Below are 15,913 nucleotides of genomic sequence, written 5' to 3'. Positions count from 1 at the left end.
GCGTCATATTGGGCAAAAGAACATCTTAAATTTCATCACTACAGAGAACTAGCATGCAAAAATGGGACATTTTCATACCTCAAACGGGATAATCAATGCGCGATGCACTCGATCTGAATACTGTCCGTGTCTATGTGGCAGTTGTTGATGAGCAGAGCTTTGCTGGCGCGTCGCGTCTATTGGCCATGCCTTCCTCCAACGTCAGCCGCCACGTCGCCGCACTGGAGCGCAGACTCGGTACACGTCTGCTGGAGCGAAGCACCCGCCACCTGCACATGACCGAAGCCGGTCGGCTGCTCTACGAACGAACCAAGCCCTTGCTCGACACCCTGCTCTCCACGCAGGAAGAGCTTAGTGCGGTACAGCGCGAACTGCGTGGTCCTCTGAAGATGTGCATGCCTGGGGAAGCACCAAGACTGCTGGCTCCCATCCTCGCCGAATTCTGTAGCCTCCATCCAGGCATCGAGCTCGAATGCGATACGCGGATGACCGGGTTGGAGGTACTTCGAGAGGACGTCGACCTTTCCATCGTCTTCCACCGGGGCCACCAGGAGGACAGTGCTTTCATCACCCGCGAACTCGCCACACTGCCCAGCATCGTGGTTGCCGCCCCCTCCTTGCTGGCAAGGACCGGCATGCCACGCCATGTGCGCGAACTGAAGTCTCTGCCTTGCATCACCACCCTCAGTGCGCTGAAGGGCCAGCCCTGGCAGTTTCAGGACGCCGCGGGAAAAATCGTCAAGGTGCCGGTCCGCAGCCGCTATCGCGTCAACAGCGGAGAACTGGCCGTGGCAGGCGCACGGCAAGGCATCGGCTTCGCAATTGTGGCGGCCTATCCCTGCCAGGAAGACCTTGCTATGGGCCGATTGCAGGAGGTGCCACTGGACCTGTGCCCCGCGCCACTGCAATTGCTGGGGGCATACAGCCATCGCCATTCCGTGACTGCGCGTGTCCGGGCGCTGCTGGAATTGATACAAGTGCGATTGGCTGAATCGTTTAACCCTCCCAAGGACCCCAGACCTTGTGGGGCGGTCTAGGATCGAAGTGGGGCGCTGGGCTTAAAGTGGAGCCCTTCGGAGCGCAAGCAGTCGTTCGGTATGCCTTTCTCAAAGTCAACGTTTGGCCGGAAACAGACTGTGAGTTGCTTTAACGTAAAGAGTGTAGTGGCCGCGTATCCGAATACTTGGCTACAAAGGCGTGTTGCGCGTCATCCGGCAAATTAATAAGGATTGTCGCGCTGCTATCCCAGCAAACAATTTCGAACAGTGCGCCTTCCAAATGAGGTGCAATGTCTGCTCCGCTCCAGTAATTCCGATTGTCTGACACCGATGGTGCGGCAAGACAGACAGGGCGAAAATCTTTGGGCAACGCACTGAAGACTGCATAGATAAATTGGATATCCCGTGCTTGTATGAGAGCTGCAAGTTCTTCACCGGACATCCATCGATCTTCAGGTGAAAATTCATCCGGTGTCAAATTGGTTTCGACATCGCTGATATACCAATCAAAATCCGAAACAAGGATTTCCGCCGCGAAAAATATTTCCCTCATATTTGTGAAGAATTGCACTTGATCGGTATTTTCCAGGATCAGATTCATGAATTGCATCCAAATGATTACGGAAATATATCGGTCCGCTTCTGGCCGAGGCCGTGTAAAAACGCTGAATCGGTCCGATGAATCGAGTTCAGCGTCATTTTAATGCAGCATCGCTGCCTATACCGCCTCTCCCGGCAACGGAGGCCAATGTTCGTGGATTGATGAGAAGACGGGCTTCCAACGTATTTTGGACGCTAAAATCGCCTATGCGCTCATCACTTTCATCAATGCCCCCACACCCAATATATTGATCATCCGTTTCATGTTGTAAGCCAGGACATGTAAGCTCATCTCGGTGCTCACTCGTGCCTTGGTTCTGGTCAGGAAGTGCGTAGCGCCCATCCAGGCCTTGATGTTGCCGAACGGATGTTCAACCGTCCTTCTGCGTATTCGCATCGCCTCCGGAGTTCGTTCCAACCGCTCCTGCATGGCGTCCAGTGCCTCTTCATGTTCCCAACGTGTCACGCGCCGTTGACAGAGGACGACGAACTGACGGCAGACATTGGAGATGGTACGACCGTTGTCTTTGCGGAAGTTGGCGATGGTCTTGAAGTCCGGCGTCAAATGTCCGGTCAGCCACCTCAGTTCAACATTACGCTGTGCTTCACGTTCCAGGCGACGGCTTGATTGAAGTCGATTGAGGTAGCGATAGATATAAATCTTGAGAAGCACTTCCGGATGATAAGCGGGACGTCCGGTTTGTGCAGGCATCGTCCCTTCGAAACCCATTTGCGCCAGATCCAGTTCATTGACGGAGACATCGACTACTCGAACCGGGTGACTGTCGGCGACGTAGTCCTCCAGTTGTTCGGGCAACAAGATACGTTGATGGCGATCCTGGCCTTCAATGAAGCGTTTCATAGGCACCTCGAACAGAATGATCTGTTCGTGTGACCTGAATCTCTGCAAATCGTTTACTTCAGATTAGAATTAAGGCTGCCGGCGTTTTTACACGGCCTCGGCCAATTGCGGCCGTAGCATCTCTATATTTTCTCTCGAGTCCATTGCTCCTTCTGTGACGTGCGTCGCGCGCACCATCCAAACGGAAGGTCAGCAAGCTCCACAATGGAGGAATCAATACCTTCCCGGAAAATCTGATATCTCACTTTGCGCATATGACAGTGTGAGGTAATTCCGTATTCTCCAGACGTCACGTTGCACTGCTGCGGCGAGAACCTCAATCTGGAGACAACAATGCCTATATTTCTCAACGAAGTCTGGCTTGGCGACATCAAGCCGCACTTGATCGAAGAAGCGATCACCTTCTTCGGCAATCTCAGCGCCGGCACCAAGCCGGACAACCTGCCACCGGATCTGCGCATGCTCGCCGGGCCCTGGCTCTCGGCGGAAGAGCCGAAGGTAATGTTCATCTTTGAAATCGACGACCCGTCCACGATGTTCGATGCCTATGCCGAGCGCGTGGTGAGCGGTCTGTTCGCCCGTCGCAAGCTGACTCTGCTGTCTGACTGGGACCAATTGAAGGCCTATACGGATCGCGTGACGAGCGTCTGAATCACATCAAGACAAGGAACAAAGAAAATGCCAAAATTTTTCAATGAGGTATGGTTGCGCGACATGTCGCCCAAGACGATGCAGGGCGTGGTGGATTTCCTGGGCAAATTGCGCGTGGGCGTGCGTCCGCACAATCTTCCCGGTGACCTGCAATTGCTCGCCGGTCCGTGGTTGTCCAACGAAGAGGCGAAAGTGTATTTCATCTTCGAGATCGACGATCCCACCGAAACGTTTGAGGCTTTCGCTGAACGCGTGGCGGACGGACTGTTCATCAAACGCCGGCTGACCCTCATTCAGGACTGGGATGGTGCCAGGAATTTTTCCAGATACCTCAGCAACAGATCGGTGAAAACGGCATAAAGCCGCGCCGCAAACAATAAAATCCACAGGAGACAAATGATGGAAAAGATAAACACGGGGCGCCGCCAGGCGCTCAGACAAGGTGTCGCGATGGCGGCGGTCGTCGCTCCGGGCATGATGTTCAGTTCATCCGCGCGGAGTGCGGAAAAGACCTACAACTACAAGCTTGGCATCGCGCTGGCGCCGACCCATCCCACCGCCGCCAATCTCATTGCGGCCACCGCCGAGATCGCGCGCGCCTCGAACGGACGCTTGAATATCCACGTGTTTCCCAACAGCCAGTTGGGCGGCGATACCGACATGATCTCCCAGGTTCGTTCCGGTGCCATCGACTTCGTCAGTACAGCGGGACTGATCTGGGGCACGCTGGTGCCTGCCGCCTCCATCAGCGGCATCGGTTTCGCTTTTCCCAGCTACGACCACGTCTGGAAAGCAATGGACGGTGAATTGGGCGCGCACATCCGGAGCGCCTTCTCGAAGATCAACCTGATGCCAATGCCCAAGATCTGGGATCACGGCTTTCGCCACGTCACCAGCAGCGACCGCCAGATCAATACGCCGCAAGACTTGAGCGGTTTCAAGATCCGGGTGCCGTTGAGCCCGGCGCTGACGTCACTGTTCAAGGCGTTTGGCGCGGCGCCGGCCGGCATCAATATGGCAGAAGTCTATACCTCACTGCAGACCAGGATCGTCAACGGGCAGGAAAACCCGCTGACCATCCTGTCAACGCAGAAGCTGTATGAAGTCCAGAAATATTGTTCGCTCACCTCGCATGTCTGGGACGGCTTCTGGCTGGTTGCCAACCTGCGCTCGTGGAACGCGTTGCCCGAGGATTTGCGACAACTTGCCAGCAAAGTATTTGATCAGTACGCCGTCAAACAGCGGCAGGACGTGAATGTATTGAATACGACCCTGCGCAAAGAGCTGGAGGGGCGCGGCATGGTCTTCAACCAACCCGACGTGAAAATCTTCCGCGAGCAACTGAGCAAGGTGGGATTCTACAAAGACTGGCAAAAGAAGTTTCCGGCGGAGACATGGCCGCTGCTTGAAAAGTACGCCGGTCAGCTCAGCTAGCAACGTTCGTCTTTCCCCCGTAATCGATTGATGGCGGGCGGCTTCGGGCCGCTGCCATGGATCCCCATATTCAAAAAAAACAGGAGACATCATGACTTACCTCAAGCGCCTCACTTCGCTCGTAATGCTGGGTTTCGCTTTCGCTTGCGTGGTCCCGCCCGGGAATGCCGTGCAGAACGCCCCGGCCAAGTACATGAAAACGCCCACCGGCTACCTGATGGTGCTGCGCCATGGCGACAACGTACTGCAAAACCTGGAACAACTGGCACAGGCGGAAAACATCCCCAGCGCCAGCTTCGTTGGTATCGGCTTCATGTCTGAGGCAACGTTCGGATTCTACGATTTCGGCCGCAAGCAATTCGATCCCAAGACCTTCCGCAACGTCGAGATGGCCAACATGACCGGCTCCATTGCCTGGAAAGAAGGAAAGCCGTCGATTCACGTGCATGGCGTGGTGACGGACGGCACCTTCAACGGCGCCGGCGGCCACGTCCTGGGGCTGACGGTAGGAACCGGATCCTGCGAGATCACCATCACCGTACATCCTGCACGGCTGGAACGTTTTGTCGATCCGGAGATTCAGGCCAACGTCCTTGGATTACCGCAACAATGACGGGAGCAGACCATGTCCATTCCTATCCAAAACGCCGATCTGCCTGTCATGATCCGGCCTTCTGAAGCTCTGCTCAAGGACGGCGCGTTCGGCCGGGCGCTGCGCTGGGCGGACAAGGTCTTGGGGCTCCTGACAGAGATCCCGGCGGCGCTGCTGGTACTCACCGAAATCGGTGTGCTGGCAAGCGGTGTCGTGAGTCGCTATGTGTTGCACACGCCCTTGATCTGGGTCGATGAATTTGCTTCGCTGCTGTTCGTCTGGCTCATCATGCTGGGATCGGCGATTGCGTTCCGGCGCGGTTCCCACATGCGCATGACGGCAATCGTGGATCTGGCCGGGGAAAAATGGCGCGGTGTCTTCGAGCTGGTTGCCACGGTTGCTGCTTTGACGTGGCTGGCCCTGATGGCGTATCCGGCATACGAATTTGCCAGCGAAGAAGTGCTGGTCTCGATGCCGGCGCTGGATATTTCCAATGCCTGGGGTGCGGCCGCATTGCCGGTCGGCATCGGCATCATCTTGTTGATCAGCATCGTGCGCCTGCTCTCCAATTCCAGCGTGCGCGCGGTAACGCTGGCCATCGCTGCATGCGTTTGCATCGTCGGCAGCCTGGTGGCATTGCAGCCGGTGCTGGAGGACTTGGGCAATATCAATCTGCTGCTGTTTTTCGTGGTCGGCGTGGGCTTGCTGGTCTTTGCCGGCGTTCCTATCGTGTTTTCCTTCGGCCTTGCCACGTTCGGCTATCTTTCTCTGACTACCTCCACACCCACCATCGTGGCGGTGGGACGGATGAACGAAGGAATGTCGCATTTGATCCTGCTGTCGGTACCGTTGTTCGTGTTCCTCGGCATTCTCATCGAGATGACGTCGATGGCCAAGGTGATGGTACAGTTCCTGGCCAATCTGCTGGGGCATGTCCGTGGCGGCCTGTCTTACGTGCTGATCGGCGCGATGTATCTGGTATCGGGCATCTCGGGATCCAAGGTGGCAGACATGGCCGCCATCGCGCCGGCCTTGTTCCCGGAGATGAAGAAGCACGGTGCCGAAGACGGCAATATGGTGGCGTTGCTGGCGGCTACCGGTGCCCAGACCGAGACCATTCCTCCCAGCCTGGTGCTCATCACCATCGGTTCGGTCACGGGCATTTCCATCTCGGCGCTGTTCAAGGGCGGCTTGCTGCCGGGCGTGGTACTGGCTGCGATGCTTGGCATCGTGGTCTGGTGGAAATCGCGCAAATCGAAGCATCCGGCCGGCGTCCGCGTCAGCGGGGCCGTGATCGGCAAGAGCTTCGCCGTGGCGCTGCCGGCACTGGCGTTGCCGTTCGTGATTCGTGCCGCAGTAGTGGAAGGCGTCGCCACCGCCACCGAGGTGTCCACCATCGGTATCGTCTATACGATTCTGGCGGGGCTGCTGGTGTACCGGAAGCTCGACCTCAAGAAAATCTGGCCGGCGCTGATCGACACGGCGGCATTGTCGGGAGCGATCCTGCTCATCATCGGCGCTGCCAGCGGCATGGCATGGTCGCTCACGCAATCCGGTTTTTCCGACAGTCTGGTTGCTGCCATGGCGGGGCTGCCGGGCGGTTCGGCAACGTTCATGGCGGTATCCATCGTGGTGTTCGTCTTGCTCGGCAGTGTGCTGGAAGGCATTCCCGCCATCGTCCTGTTCGGGCCACTGCTGTTCCCGATTGCACAACAACTCGGCATCCATGAGGTCCACTACGCCATGGTGGTGGTCTTGGCGATGGGCATCGGTCTGTTTGCACCGCCGTTCGGCGTTGGTTATTACTCTGCCTGCGCGATCAGTCGCGTCAATCCGAGCGAAGGGGTGCGCCATATCTGGGTCTACATGATCTCGCTGTTCATCGGTACGGCGCTGGTCGCTGCCATACCGTGGATTTCCATCGGCTTTCTCAACTAATCGAACTCATCATGAAATTCGCTGCTTTCGTCGAATACGCCAACGAGCCTGAGCGCCTCACCCAGCTCAGACCCCTGCACCGGGCTTATCTGCAAGATCTGCTGCAACAAGGACGATTGGTGATTGCCGGTCCGTTTTCGGATGGCACGGGGGCCTTGTTCGTCTACGAAGTTCCTAACGAAGGGGAGGCTGCCAAACTGTCGGAAAACGATCCGTATGCCAAAGCCGCCCTGTTCAAAAGTGTCGTCATGAAGCCCTGGAAGCTGGTCTTCTCCAGCGTCGACAATCTGAATCCTGCATTGTGAGGAGCATATGGAAATGAAAACAGCAACCCTTGAGCGGCTTGCCACCGCTCTTCGCAACGCTTCGGCGGAAGCTTGCCCGATTCCTCCGATCCGGGAGGAACTGGCCGCATTCGGCGTGGCCGGCGCCTATGCCGTGCAAGACATCAACACCCGTCATCACCTTGCCAGCGGGCGCCGGCTGACCGGACGCAAGATCGGCCTGACTTCGAAATCGGTACAGCAACAACTGGGTGTTGATGCGCCGGATTTTGGCATGCTGTTTGCCGACATGGAACTGACCCCTGACGAAGAGATTGCCGTCGGGCGCGTGCTCCAGCCCAAGGCCGAAGCTGAGATCGCGGTCGTCCTGGAGCGCGATCTTGACTTCGAACATGTGACACTGGCACAACTGATCTCCGCCATCGCCTATGTCCTTCCTGCGGTCGAGATCGTTGGCAGCCGGATCAGCAATTGGGACATCAAGTTGCTGGACACCGTGGCCGATAATGCATCGTCCGGTTTGTATGCATTGGGAATGCAGCCGAGGAAGCTGTCGGAAGTGGATCTTCGCCTGTGCGGGATGCTCATGGAACGCCAGGGCCAGATCGTGTCGCACGGGGTGGGGGCGGCTTGTCTGGGACATCCGCTGAACGCCGCATTATGGCTTGCCCGCAAAATGTCGGAAGTAGGGCGTCCGTTGCGCTGCGGAGATGTCATCATGACCGGAGCGCTGGGACCGATGGTTGCCGTTGCACCGGGTGACATTATTGAAACCACCATCGCCGGTCTGGGAGTCGTGAAGACGGTATTTGCCGCGCATTGAACAGACGCCTCCGCTGCCGGAAAATCAACATCACTTTCCGGGGCGGCGGCAACCCCGGCACCGGCCGCATGCGCCACATCATGCCGAATGGCCGGGCCCGATCCGGAGGTCCATTGTTGAAAGGCAATGACAAATCAGGTTGCAGGCGGTCAATTTTTCCTCTTGTCTGGCTGAGCGGCATGGTCATATGCCCGGTACGACCCTGTGAGCGCTGGCAGCGGCTTTCTTTTTCTGTACTATGGTGTCGTTTCGCTGCAATCTGCATGTCCGTGCCTTCGGGCGCAGGCTTGCCGATATCTGTTGCAGCGGGCTAAATCAATTGATGCGGACAAGCGATGGATATAAAGCACTTACAACTGTTGGCTGATATCGTCGATGCTGGCAGTCTCAGCAAAGTTTGCGCCTCGCGCGGCATGGCCCAGTCCGTGCTCAGCAAGCATATCGCCGCGCTGGAGAGCAAGTTTGGCGCCAAGTTGTTCTATCGCACCGGGCGCGGTGTCGTACTGACCGAGTTCGGGCAATCCATCATGCCGCGCGTGCGGCTGCTGCTGGGCGAGTTCGAGTGCCTGGAGTGTGAAATCCGGGATCGCTCCGACGAACCTAACGGCCCGGTCAGGCTGGCGTTGCAGTCATCCATTACGCAACGGATCGTCGGCCCGTTGTTCCAGCGCATGCGTGCCGATTTTCCCAGGATCGATCTGCGCCTGATGGAAGGTTTCGCGGGCCATATCGAAGAGTTGCTCGCCAACGGCCGCGCCGATGTGGGCGTCTTCTCCCGCTACGGAAACCACATACATAAAACCGACGAAACCCTCGCTACCGATGAACTCTATCTGATCGGACCGGCAGGCGCGCCGAATGTCCTCGGGCCAAGCTGCAAGTTCGCGGATGCCGCCAGATTGCCGCTGGTGTTGCCGGGTGCTCCCGACGGCTTTCACATGATGCTCATGGATGAGGCGAAGCGGGCCGGCGTGCATTTGAATGCCCAGATCGAAGTCTATTCCCTGACCGCCATGCGCGAGATCGTGGCCAACGGCGCCGCCTACACCATTCTGACCCGGCAAGCCGTAGATGTGGATATCAAACTGGGGCGCGTCCAGGCCAGTCGCATTACCGATCCGGTATTGACACGCACACTGGTGCTGGTGACCAGCACCCAGCGCCCCTTGACGCACGCCAGCCGGACCGTTATCGACCTCATCCGGAAGCTGACCCGGTAGCACCAGAACAATCCGTGCGGTGTAACGCCTTCGCCAAATGCCGGGCGGTGGATCAATCGGGGAGGGCCGATGCCGTGAGCATATCCGCTACAGACGGCGGCTTGCGGCAGGGTTTGAGCGGTTGCGGCGAACCGGACGATTTGGCGTCACGGCGCAAAAAAATTTGTTTTGCTGAATCTTATCGTTGATAATTGCCGCCATGACCGATACTCAAAACCGCCCCCCACTTCCTGATCGGCTTTCGATCGATCCTCGCAGCCCCTACTACAATGCGGCCATCTTTGAACATGACGTCGGTATCCGGCTCAATGATAAAGAGCGCAATGACGTCGACGAATATTGCATCAGCGAGGGCTGGGTCAAAGTCCCGGCCGGCAAGGCGCTGGACCGCAAGGGCCAGCCCTTGCTGACCAAGGTAAAAGGCAAGGTCGAAGCTTTCTACCGGCAGGACTAGTTCTTTGATTGCCTGCTCCGGCAGGTACATCAGCATTTTTCGATAGCGATTGTGCGGCCGCTGCCGGCCGATGACGGACACGCTCTGTGGCCGTCGGTTCGCTCGCCTGCATTACGTCCCGGCATTTCCGGGATCGCCTCTTTCCGTTTTCCCCCAACGATAATCAACGCCCGCCGGTGTTTTGCACGGCTGCAGCCCGTTGTCGCCTCGCTTTCCTGCCGATTATTTCAATTGAAATAAAAGCCCGCCGTTTTGCAATCAGCCGGTAACCGCGCCAGCACAAGATACAGCCATACCGAGTCGAACATGAAAGCCGAAGCACGCTGTTCAACCGGTTGTCAGCCGATCGATTCAACTATGAATGGAGAACACCATGCCCATCGTCCCAGCAATCGTTTATGCCACCGAAGCCATCCGGCAGCTCCTTGGATTCATGTAGGAGGGGTGCCGGCGCAAGAGGGCCGTAACAGAGGATGTTGCAAATCGGCCTTCTCGCAGCAGCGCGGTACCGATGGCAAGTTTCACTGGGTTTTGTCTCGCCGCCATCGCGTGTCAGTGATGACAACGATGAAAGCACATGTGTCGATTAACACTTGAACGGAGGATATGATGCGGATTACAACGATGATGTTTGGCATGATGCTGGCGCTCACCAGCCGGATCGCCGATGCCAGGGAAGTGGGTGACGGGGCTTTCATGTACCGTTTTGTAGACGGATTCAATTTCCTCATGGATCATTGGGTTTTCTGACGCAGCATTTTTATGACAAGAAGGAACCGAGATGCCAGGGGAGTGCCGTTGCTTCACCATCCAACACAAGAATGAATTGTCCTGCATAACAAACGCCATGCCCGGATGCGGCTTGACCGGCGTTCACCACGACACCCAGGGAACGGGTCTCGTGGTGAACGTCGTCGGCAAATCCGGTGTCCGTCAGCGTATTGGCCGGCGTCAATTTCATGACTGAATTTCACCCGTCCTCTCAGCCATCCCCGATTGACTGGCCGCGCACGCTGTTCGCGGCGGTGATCGCCGGCATTCTGTATTACATGCTGGCCAGTCCGGCTGCCAACATCGCGCAAAGCACCACGCTGGCGCCCATCGCCTGGCCGGCGCCGACCTTCATGATCGCGCTGTTGTGGCACAAGCCGGCGCGGGAATGGGCGCCTTATTTGCTGGCGGTATTCGTGGCGATGCTGTTCGTGGGCAACCTCGACTGGCTGCCGCTGCTGACCGACGCCGGCTTTGCGCTGCTCAATGTGGCCGAGATTGTGGCGTGCGTGCTGGTCGGACGCCGGTGGGTAGCGCGCGACGGACAGATCGATACGCTGCGCAAACTGACGCGCTTCCTGTTGCTGCTGCCGTTGGCAGTGACCGCACTGATTGCGGCGATTGGCGCGACGCTGGCGTCCTCCGCCATGCCCGGCGATTGGCTGAGCGAATGGCGCACGCTGCTGGTCGGCAACGGCCTGGCCGTGCTGGTGCTGGTACCGGCCTTGCTGGCCTGGTCGCAGCCGCCGCGCGAGCAAGACGCCATCAACGGGACGGCGCACGGCGTGCAGGTATCGCTGGCGGGCGTGGTGGTGGTGGTGTGCGCGCTGCTGGCCTGCGTGATGGTCGATCTGTCGGAGGCGACCCTGCGCGTGCTGTTGTCGCTGGCGCTGGTCGGCACCGCGTTGTACGGCGGTATGCGCAGTGCCTCGCTGACCATGAGTGTGGCAGCGGTGCTGGCGGTACTGATGACGCTGTACGACCTCGGTCCCTACCGGCAGGACGGTCTGGACAGCACCTGGCGTTTGCAAGTCGATCTGGTGGGCCTGGCGGTACTGGGTTTCTTCGTCGCAGTGGCAGTGCGCGAACGTCAGGCGTTGTCGGCCCGCATGGAACAGATGCGGCGTTTCGAATCGCTGGGGCTGATGGCCGGCGGCATCGCCCACGATTTCAATAATGTGCTGGGCGCTGCCGGCGGCTATGCCGAGCTGGCGCACGAGCGTATCGATCCGGCGTCGCCGGCGGCGGCGCCGCTCCACGAAGTGATGTCGGCGGTGGCACGCGGCCGCGACCTGACCGAACAGATTCTGCTGGCGGCACGGCGCGGTGATCGTCAGCGCGCTACGATTGATTTGCGCGAGGTAGTGGGCGAAGCAGTGCGACTGGCAAGACCGCTGTGCGGTCCCGACATCACCATCGGGTTCGATCAGCCGCCGCAAGCGCTGCTGGTGTATGCCAATTCCAGCCAACTGTTGCGTGTCGCCCTCAATCTGGTGCGCAACGCCAGTCAGGCGGCGCGCTCACGCGTGGTGGTCAGTCTGGCTGCCGGCAATGCCCCGGCCACCCTGCCGCTGATTGGCGAGTTGCCGGCGGAGCAGGCGCTGTGGCTGGACGTAGCCGATGACGGCGGCGGCATCGCACCGGCGCACATGTCACGCCTGTTCGAACCGTTCTTTTCGACCCGTAGCGGTGCCGGTGGCAAAGGCACTGGTCTGGGACTGGCGATTGTGGGCAGCATCGCGGTCGAACACGGCGGTGGTGTGGCGGTCAGCAGCAGCCCGGCCGGGACCGTGTTTCGGCTGCTGTTGCCGGCGCCGGCGGCCGGGGAAGTCACACCGGCGGTCAATCCGGCGACAGTGGCAGTGCCGGTCGCGCAAGAGGCACTGCCGGGCCATGGCGAATGCGTGTTCGTGGTGGACGACGATCATGCCCAGCTTGCCTTGTGTCAGGAATGGCTGACGGCGATGGGCTTTGAGCCGATCAGTTTTTCTGATCCGCTGGAAGCCATGGAAGAATTTGCGCTGGAGCCGCTGGCCGTGGATTTTCTGATAACCGATTTCGATATGCCGCAGCTGGCTGGCGATGCCCTGCTGGCGCAAGTACGCGCCTTGCGGCCGGACATGCCGCTACTGCTTTGTTCCGGGCGCACCCAGCTGGCACAACTGGCGGCCACCTTGCAGGTGCCGGCATTGAGCAAGCCGTTCGACGCAGCGGCATTGCAACGCGCTATCATATCGGCGCTGACGGCAAAACAAGGCAGCACAGGGGAGTCGCAAGCGGCGCCGTAAGCAGAGCCGTGCGGGACGAACGGGACAAACAACGGAAAACCAATGAGCACCACACAATCGCCAAAAATCCTGGTCGTGGATGACGACCAGGCCATGCGTCAGTTGCTGATCGAATACCTTGCCGGACATGGCATCACTGCCGACGGCACCGGCACCGTCGCCGAAGCCACTGCGGCCGTACAGGAAAAGAGCTACGATCTGGTCTTGCTGGATCTGGGTTTGCCCGACGGCGATGGTGCCGACCTGGCACGTCGCTGGCGGCAGGAAACGACGATGTCCATCATTTGCATCACCGGCCGCACCGAAGAAGCCGACATGGTGATGGGACTGGAGCTGGGCGCCGACGATTACGTCACCAAGCCGTTCTCGTTGCGCGAAATACTGGCCCGCATGCGCGCCGTGCTGCGCCGCGCCGGCCACAGCGTGCAGACCCCGGTCACGCGTGGCAAGCATCCGCGTGCCTACCAGTTCGGGGGCTGGAACCTGAACCTGAATACCCGCCGCCTGACTGCGCCGGATAGCCGCAACGTCAGTCTGACCAATGCCGAATTCAATCTGCTGGTGGTATTTCTTGGTACCCCGGGTCGCATCATTTCGCGCGAAAAACTGCTGGAGAGCACGCGTGCCTTTGATGATATCTACGACCGCGCCATCGATGTCCAGATTCTGCGGTTGCGCCGCAAGCTTGAAGTCGATCCCAAGAATCCCACGCTGCTGCGTACCGAGCGGGGCGCCGGCTATTTCCTCGATACCGAGATCGAAACACTGTGGGGCTGATGACACGGAGCCGGCGAATTGACCGGCAGAGCCGGAACACTGCACAGAAACAGCACCCGCCTCAATAAAACATGTTGCCGCCAGGCCGGCCATGGTCAATCCCGTTCAGTAACCACTGAGCAGCGTTTTCTTTGCGGTTGCCTGCGCTTTATTTCAATTGCAACGTCAACCTCCCGATTTGACATCGGCCTGCAATGCTGCGCGCGCAATCTGTGGCTGTGGGCAAACAAACAGGGAGAGCAATCATGAAAAGAGCTGCCGTGGCATGCATGTTGGCAGGGTTGTCGTTCGGCGCGGCAGCGGAATCGACACTCATGCTCAAGCAAGACAAGGCCGGTGACCTCGCCGTAGAAGTCGGTGTGGGTCGCATGCAGGCTGAGTCGCGCGAATATGTGTATGACGCAGCCAGCGGCAACAAGGTGAGCCAGCTGGACTGGAAGGCCAGCAATGTGCCGGTGCTCAAGGCCGCACTGTCGTGGTCGGTCAATCCCTGGTTGACGGTGGATGCGCGCGGTTGGACCGCGATCTCCTCCGGGGCCAATTCCATGCACGATTATGACTGGTTGATCGCCGGCCAAAGCGACTGGAGCCATATCTCTTACAGCCCCGATACGCGCTTGCACTCGGCGCATGAAATTGATTTGAGCGCGACCGCCTGGTTGCTGCGGCGGCCCGGATACAAGATCGGCATGGTGGCCGGTTACCAGCAGACGTATTTCAACTGGACCGCCTACGGGGGCAGCTACTCTTTCTGGAATGGCACCGCGCGCGGCGATTTTCCGGCTGGCCAGCCGATCATCAGCTATCGCCAGCTGTTCCGCGCACCTTATGTGGGAGTGCGGGGCCACTACTATCACCAGCAATGGGAATTCAATGCCTTGGTCAAGTTCAGCCCATGGGTCGGGATCGATGACTACGACACCCATCACCTGCGCAACACGGATTTCACCGAGCGCTCCGGCAACTCGCGCTACTACGGCATCAATCTGGATGCCGGCTACCACGTGACACCGGATGTGAAGTTGTTTGCCGCAGTCTCGTGGAACAAGTACCTGCAAGGACGCGGACCCACCACGCAGCGGGATATGAATACCGGCACCGTGTATTTCCATGAGGGTGATGCCGCCGGCATGGACAACAAGAACTACGCCGTCACGGTCGGCGTGAAGTATCGGTTCTGAATCGGGGAAGGAGCATGCCGGCAGATTTTGCAGGCAACTCTTGGTTCATCCCAACAGCATGAACATTGTCACCATCAAGTCAGCCGCATGCAGCCGGCCTGTTGGCTGGCTGCATTTCTTAAAGTTTGGTGGCCGGATGTTCGGCCAGCGGGATGAACGTGTTGTTGGTGGTATCGAGAGCGGCGATCGATCCGGTTTCGATATCGTAGACCCAGCCGTGGAGGGCCAGTCTGCCCTGGGCGAGCGCCAGCGCCACCGAGGGATGGGTGCGGATGTTGTTCAACTGGGCGATGACATTCTCGCGCACCATGCCGTCAATGCGCTCTTTTTCTGTCGCGTGGTTGCGGGACTCATTGATCATGCGGGCGGCATCGGTATGGCGCAGCCAGTTCTTGACTGCCGGCATGTGATCCAGACAGGCGCAGGTAGCGACTGCCGTCATCGCGCCGCAGTCGGAATGGCCGCAAATCACGATGTCCGTCACCTTCAACTGGGCCACTGCATATTCTACCGTGGCGCTGACGCCGCCGGGCTCGGGGCCGAACGATGGCACGATGTTGCCGGCGTTGCGAATGACGAACAAATCACCGGGTTCGCGTTGCGTGACGAGCTCGGGCACCATCCGGCTGTCGGAGCAGGAGATGAACAGCGCCTTCGGCGTTTGGCCGGTCGCCAGCGTCTTGAACAGTTCTTTGTGGGTTGGGTAGACTTCCTGCTGAAAGCGCAGAAAACCATTGATGATGTCGTGCATATTGGTGTTGGAAGCGGTTTTTGAGTTGTCATTATCGCTCAGATTTGCCCTCGGCCGTGTCCGCTTCAGCGTCGAATCAGTACAGCGCGGGACCACCGGACCCGGATAGTTTGCTGCCAGGCAACACAACTTCACGATCTGCCAAAAATAAAACAGCGCGAGTCATTGTGATTTCCAGGGCGTGTCAATATACTGTGTTTGCATACAGCACATCGAGATGTTTCAAACACGACAATAGTGTTGAACGTGCGTGAAAAAGGTGTTGTACGCACACGCGATCATTTCTGCC

The 15,913-nt window shown here is 58.5% G+C and carries 18 protein-coding genes; 14 read left to right on the top strand and 4 right to left on the bottom strand.

Annotated elements, in window-relative coordinates:
- The first annotated feature begins 95 nt into the window (after window positions 1–95).
- A complete protein-coding gene (locus tag AKL27_RS27210; RefSeq protein ID WP_083439068.1) occupies window positions 96–1,037 on the top strand; it encodes a LysR family transcriptional regulator in 942 nt (313 codons plus the stop codon).
- A gap of 109 nt (window positions 1,038–1,146) precedes the next feature.
- Here AKL27_RS27210 and AKL27_RS14940 read toward each other — a convergent pair whose 3' ends face one another.
- Window positions 1,147–1,599, bottom strand: a complete 453-nt coding sequence (locus AKL27_RS14940; RefSeq protein WP_050463725.1) for a hypothetical protein — start codon at window positions 1,597–1,599, stop codon at window positions 1,147–1,149.
- Window positions 1,600–1,803: 204 nt separating this feature from the next.
- Window positions 1,804–2,460, bottom strand: a complete 657-nt coding sequence (locus AKL27_RS27205) for a transposase (protein ID WP_083439076.1) — start codon at window positions 2,458–2,460, stop codon at window positions 1,804–1,806.
- Between the two features lie 333 nt (window positions 2,461–2,793).
- On the opposite strand from AKL27_RS27205, the gene AKL27_RS14925 reads away from it, so the two are divergent.
- From AKL27_RS14925 to AKL27_RS27765, 10 genes are all read left to right on the top strand, one after another.
- Window positions 2,794–3,111, top strand: coding sequence for a hypothetical protein (locus AKL27_RS14925; protein WP_050463648.1), 318 nt, complete (start codon window positions 2,794–2,796; stop codon window positions 3,109–3,111).
- Between the two features lie 27 nt (window positions 3,112–3,138).
- Entirely contained in the window at window positions 3,139–3,471 is a 333-nt protein-coding gene (locus AKL27_RS14920; RefSeq protein WP_050463647.1) for a hypothetical protein, read from the top strand.
- Between the two features lie 39 nt (window positions 3,472–3,510).
- Window positions 3,511–4,545, top strand: a complete 1,035-nt coding sequence (locus AKL27_RS14915) for a TRAP transporter substrate-binding protein (RefSeq protein WP_050463646.1) — start codon at window positions 3,511–3,513, stop codon at window positions 4,543–4,545.
- Between the two features lie 91 nt (window positions 4,546–4,636).
- On the top strand, window positions 4,637–5,158 hold the full coding sequence (locus tag AKL27_RS14910; protein ID WP_050463645.1) for a PPC domain-containing DNA-binding protein: 522 nt from the start codon (window positions 4,637–4,639) through the stop codon (window positions 5,156–5,158).
- A gap of 48 nt (window positions 5,159–5,206) precedes the next feature.
- On the top strand, window positions 5,207–7,075 hold the full coding sequence (locus AKL27_RS14905) for a TRAP transporter large permease (protein ID WP_157056943.1): 1,869 nt from the start codon (window positions 5,207–5,209) through the stop codon (window positions 7,073–7,075).
- A gap of 11 nt (window positions 7,076–7,086) precedes the next feature.
- Window positions 7,087–7,380 (top strand): YciI family protein, encoded by a 294-nt coding sequence (locus AKL27_RS14900; RefSeq protein WP_050463644.1) that lies wholly within the window; start codon window positions 7,087–7,089, stop codon window positions 7,378–7,380.
- Between the two features lie 13 nt (window positions 7,381–7,393).
- Window positions 7,394–8,182: a 2-keto-4-pentenoate hydratase gene (gene mhpD / locus AKL27_RS14895; RefSeq protein ID WP_408609772.1), complete on the top strand. Its 789-nt coding sequence runs from the start codon at window positions 7,394–7,396 to the stop codon at window positions 8,180–8,182.
- A gap of 335 nt (window positions 8,183–8,517) precedes the next feature.
- On the top strand, window positions 8,518–9,402 hold the full coding sequence (locus AKL27_RS14890; RefSeq protein ID WP_050463642.1) for a LysR family transcriptional regulator: 885 nt from the start codon (window positions 8,518–8,520) through the stop codon (window positions 9,400–9,402).
- Window positions 9,403–9,601: 199 nt separating this feature from the next.
- A complete protein-coding gene (locus AKL27_RS27200) occupies window positions 9,602–9,856 on the top strand; it encodes a DUF3297 family protein (RefSeq protein ID WP_083439067.1) in 255 nt (84 codons plus the stop codon).
- A 606-nt stretch (window positions 9,857–10,462) separates the two neighbouring features.
- The gene (locus tag AKL27_RS27765) at window positions 10,463–10,606 is read left to right on the top strand and encodes a hypothetical protein (RefSeq protein ID WP_157056935.1); all 144 of its coding nucleotides are present in this window, start codon (window positions 10,463–10,465) and stop codon (window positions 10,604–10,606) included.
- A gap of 10 nt (window positions 10,607–10,616) precedes the next feature.
- Here the strand turns inward: AKL27_RS27765 and AKL27_RS14880 are convergent, their stop codons facing one another.
- Entirely contained in the window at window positions 10,617–10,817 is a 201-nt protein-coding gene (locus AKL27_RS14880; protein ID WP_050463640.1) for a hypothetical protein, read from the bottom strand.
- Here AKL27_RS14880 and AKL27_RS14875 point away from each other — a divergent pair.
- The 3 genes from AKL27_RS14875 to AKL27_RS14865 all read left to right on the top strand — a co-directional run bounded on the left by AKL27_RS14875 (window position 10,816) and on the right by AKL27_RS14865 (window position 14,873).
- On the top strand, window positions 10,816–12,915 hold the full coding sequence (locus AKL27_RS14875; protein WP_050463639.1) for an ATP-binding protein: 2,100 nt from the start codon (window positions 10,816–10,818) through the stop codon (window positions 12,913–12,915). The genes AKL27_RS14880 and AKL27_RS14875 overlap by 2 nt on opposite strands.
- A gap of 42 nt (window positions 12,916–12,957) precedes the next feature.
- Window positions 12,958–13,692 (top strand): response regulator transcription factor, encoded by a 735-nt coding sequence (locus tag AKL27_RS14870; protein WP_050463638.1) that lies wholly within the window; start codon window positions 12,958–12,960, stop codon window positions 13,690–13,692.
- A gap of 245 nt (window positions 13,693–13,937) precedes the next feature.
- Window positions 13,938–14,873: an omptin family outer membrane protease gene (locus AKL27_RS14865; RefSeq protein WP_198155978.1), complete on the top strand. Its 936-nt coding sequence runs from the start codon at window positions 13,938–13,940 to the stop codon at window positions 14,871–14,873.
- A 118-nt stretch (window positions 14,874–14,991) separates the two neighbouring features.
- On the opposite strand, the gene AKL27_RS14860 is transcribed toward AKL27_RS14865, so the two are convergent.
- The gene (locus AKL27_RS14860; protein WP_050463636.1) at window positions 14,992–15,624 is read right to left on the bottom strand and encodes a carbonic anhydrase; all 633 of its coding nucleotides are present in this window, start codon (window positions 15,622–15,624) and stop codon (window positions 14,992–14,994) included.
- Window positions 15,625–15,913 lie beyond the last annotated feature (289 nt).

The sequence above is a fragment of the Herbaspirillum autotrophicum genome (genome assembly GCF_001189915.1).
GTDB lineage: Bacteria > Pseudomonadota > Gammaproteobacteria > Burkholderiales > Burkholderiaceae_D > Herbaspirillum > Herbaspirillum autotrophicum.
This window is presented reverse-complemented; position numbering and strand designations above follow the sequence as displayed.